Source organism: Nostoc cf. edaphicum LEGE 07299 (assembly GCF_015207245.1).
Classification (GTDB): domain Bacteria; phylum Cyanobacteriota; class Cyanobacteriia; order Cyanobacteriales; family Nostocaceae; genus Nostoc; species Nostoc edaphicum_B.
Window position 1 is genome coordinate 1 of the sequence record NZ_JADEXF010000909.1, and the last position, 2,805, is coordinate 2,805.

The 2,805-nt window shown below is 41.1% G+C and carries 3 protein-coding genes; 1 reads left to right on the forward strand and 2 read right to left on the reverse strand.

Going from position 1 to position 2,805, the window contains the following annotated elements; genetic code table 11:
• Positions 1–1,123: TldD/PmbA family protein (locus IQ229_RS22475; RefSeq protein WP_194047544.1), on the forward strand; the 1,123-nt coding region annotated here is incomplete at its 5' end.
• 70 nt (positions 1,124–1,193) lie between these two features.
• Here IQ229_RS22475 and IQ229_RS22480 read toward each other — a convergent pair.
• Together IQ229_RS22480 and IQ229_RS22485 are read right to left on the reverse strand one after the other, a co-directional pair.
• Positions 1,194–1,634: a pentapeptide repeat-containing protein gene (locus IQ229_RS22480; protein WP_194047546.1), complete on the reverse strand. Its 441-nt coding sequence runs from the start codon at positions 1,632–1,634 to the stop codon at positions 1,194–1,196.
• 182 nt (positions 1,635–1,816) lie between these two features.
• A partial coding sequence (locus tag IQ229_RS22485; protein WP_194047548.1) for an aspartate carbamoyltransferase catalytic subunit occupies positions 1,817–2,805 on the reverse strand: 989 nt, incomplete at its 5' end.

The window sequence follows — 2,805 nt, forward strand, 5'->3', positions numbered from 1 at the left end:
CCCCAAGGGACTGGAATTAGCTTTGAAAACTGCCTACGAAGCCAGTTTCTTTGGTGTTAAAGAGAATGTTCCTGATTTTAGTCCAGAGGCTACTGTTCCGATTCCAAGTAAACCTCTGCATAAGGCGCCTCAAGCACCTGTTGCTGACCTTATAGAAAAATTGTTGATAGCTGAAAAAGAATTACTGGCAGCTCACCCAGCAATTAAAGGTGTACCTTATAATGGTTTGTCTCAAAGAGATATTGACAGGTTTTATCTTAATAGCGACGGTGCGGTGAGAACTGAATCTCACTCCTTAGCATCAGTTTATCTTTACAGCAAAACTGAGGAAGATGGGAAAAAACCTCGCAGTGCAGGCGCTTATAGAATCAACCAGAGTTTAGATAATCTAGATATTAATGGTTGCATCAAAGAAACCGCCGATAAAACTATCAGTCACTTGAATTATGAAAAAATCAAAACTGGTAAATATCGAGTTGTTTTCTCACCGGAAGCTTTCTTAAGTCTGTTGGGTGCTTTTTCTAACTTATTCAATGCCCAAAGTATTTTAGATAATCAAAGTCTATCTACGCCTGATGATTTAGGTAAGGAAATTGCTTCTCCTCTACTTTCAGTTTATGATGATGCACTGCACCCAGCTAACGTAGGTGCTGAAACTTTTGATGGCGAAGGAACTCCCACTCGTCAAATTTCGCTGATTGAAAATGGCGTTTTAACAGGATTTCTCCATAGTGCTGGCACTGCTAAAAGGTTAAATGCCCAGCCAACGGGTAATGCTAGTATTGGTGCAAAAGTCAGCGTCAGTCCCAATTTTTATCACATATTTTCAGCAGCAACTCCTGAGCAAGAGTTGAGCTTAGAAACTGCTGAAAATGTGATTTTTATTGATGATTTACAAGCTCTCCATGCTGGAGTTAAATCCTTGCAAGGTTCCTTTTCTTTGCCGTTTGATGGTTGGCTAATTAATAAGGGTGTGAGGACGAGTATTGAGTCAGCAACTGTTGCTGGCGATTTCTTGGAACTTTTGAAATCAATTATTTATGTAGAAAAAGAGCCAGAGTTAACCCCAGGGGGAGTTTGCCCGAAAATCTGGGTTAATGAACTGTCGATTACTGGTGAGTAAAAGTTAAAAAGTAGAGAGTTAGGAGTTAAATTAAACTCTTAACTCATTACTTTTGCATAATGAGCGATCATTAATATTCACCACCTACGCTAATGTCAGTATTAAAGACATCAGCACCAGTTAAATCAATATTAGCCAAAACTGCGCCATTTACGTCAGTATTATATAAATGAGCATTACTCAAATCAACGTTGGTAAGATTAGCATTATTTAGGCTAGTACCACTGACAAAGGCATCTGTAAGATTAGCAGACTTTAAATTAGCACCGGTTAAATCTGCACCTTCTAAGTTAGCACCTTCGAGATTAGCTCCTTTTAAATTTGCATTTCTCAAGTCAGCACCGATTAGATGAGCGCCTTTAAGGTTCGCTCCTGCTAGATTGCATCCTATACATTCTCTAGTTTCTAACAAGCGGCGGACAGGGACGGAATTTTCTGCTTTGACGGGAATGGGAGCAGCTAAAGATAGCGTGCTGAGTAAGGCTGCTGCCGTCAAAAAAATTCGTTTCATAATTTACCTCGGACACTTCTAGAAGTCATGAAATTCTGATCTTCTACGATACCAGTGTGCCAAGATTAGAGAATTCTGTCCTCATGCGATCGGAGGAATAATAAAGGAATAATAAATCCGATAAGATTAGATATTGTTCCGTAATGTAGTCCGATGGGAGTAAATTTCCAACTGAGATTATATTAAGCCTTGCCGCTACCTAATAGGTACAAGAGTGCCATCCGAACAGCAACACCGCTGGTAACTTGTGATTGAATGAGACTAAATTCTGGGTCATCCATCAATTCAGAACTAATTTCAACACCACGATTAACTGGACCTGGATGCAAAACTTTGACGTTAGGTTTACAAAGTTGCAGTTTTGTGCGTGTAATACCAAATAGTTGATGATATTCTCGCAAACTTGGTAATAAATGAGCCGTCATCCGTTCCTTTTGCAGACGTAAAGTCATTACAAAATCGGCATTCTGCAAAGCTGGTTCTAGCTGCCAATGTAGAAATAGTTGGGGATTGGGGGAATAATTTCTGCCTTCTACTTCCTCCGAGATAAACTCGGCAAATAATTTAGGTAAGAGGGTTGGTGGTGCTGCCAAATGCACTTCGGCACCGCTAGCAATTAAACTCCAAATATTTGATCGCGCTACACGAGAATGGAGAATATCCCCAACAATGGCAATCTTTTTCCCCTTTAAAAGTTCCAGTCGCGGATGATCTGGGTCAATTAGAGTAGTTATGGTAAATAAATCTAACAGTGCTTGGGAAGGATGCTCATGTTGACCATCACCAGCATTGAGGACGCTAACTCGTACACCTAGACGATCCATTTCAGATGCGATCGCATTTGGTACTCCTGCCTCTCGATGGCGGACTACCATAATATCAGTTCCCATCGCCAAATAGGTTTTCGCCGTGTCGAGAATTGTTTCTCCCTTGGTCATAGAAGATGTGGCGGCGGCGAAGTTCAGTGTATCTGCACTTAGGCGTTTGGCAGCAAGTTCAAAACTGCTGCGGGTGCGGGTAGACGATTCAAAAAATAAATTAGCTACCACCTGGCCCTGCAAGGTTGGCACTTTCTTTGTCCGCCGTGATAGTACCTCTTGAAAACTGGCAGCAGTTTGCAAAACTGTATCGTATTCAGTGGTAGTAAAGTCAGCCAGGGAAAGAATGTGAT

Excerpts from the sequence above, each read along its gene's own strand:
- IQ229_RS22480 (WP_194047546.1), bottom strand. The coding sequence starts at position 1,634 with ATGAAACGAATTTTTTTGACGGCAGCAGCCTTACTCAGCACGCTATCT.